At 63.8% G+C, this 478-nt stretch carries 1 protein-coding gene; it reads right to left on the bottom strand.

Features of this window, described 5'->3' with window-relative positions; all coding sequences use genetic code 11:
- Window positions 1-478 (bottom strand): aminotransferase class IV (locus tag I6F37_RS38790; protein WP_225154187.1); only part of this gene is annotated, 478 nt, incomplete at both ends.

Below are 478 nucleotides of genomic sequence, written 5' to 3'. Positions count from 1 at the left end.
CTCTTCAGCGCCGTACACATCGGTCAGCGAGAAATTTTTCTGGAACACCGGGATGCCATTCTCTCGGCACAGCTCAATGACGTTGGCGCGGGTGATTCCATCGAGGCAATAATCGCCGCTCGAGGTCCACACTTCGCCCTTGCGGACGATGAAGAAATGGGTCGAGTTGCAGGTCGCGACGAAGCCGTGCGGGTCGAGCATCAGCGCTTCGTCGGCGCCGGCCTGGGCGGCCTGGATGCAGGCGGTGATGCAGTTCAACTTGGAATGCGAATTGAGCTTGGGGTCCTGGACGGCCGGGTCGCCGCGGCGGACGTGGACGGTGAACAGCCGGATCCCCTTCTCGACGATCGCCGGTTCGGGCTCCTTATGTTCGGCGACGATGATGATGGTCGCGCCGCCGACGACAACGCGGGGGTCCTGGTAGGGTGTCGAGCGCACGCCCCGCGTGACCATCAGCCGCATGTGGACGCCGTCGGTC

This window comes from Bradyrhizobium sp. NBAIM08 (assembly GCF_020193935.1).
Lineage (GTDB): Bacteria > Pseudomonadota > Alphaproteobacteria > Rhizobiales > Xanthobacteraceae > Bradyrhizobium > Bradyrhizobium yuanmingense.
This window is presented reverse-complemented; position numbering and strand designations above follow the sequence as displayed.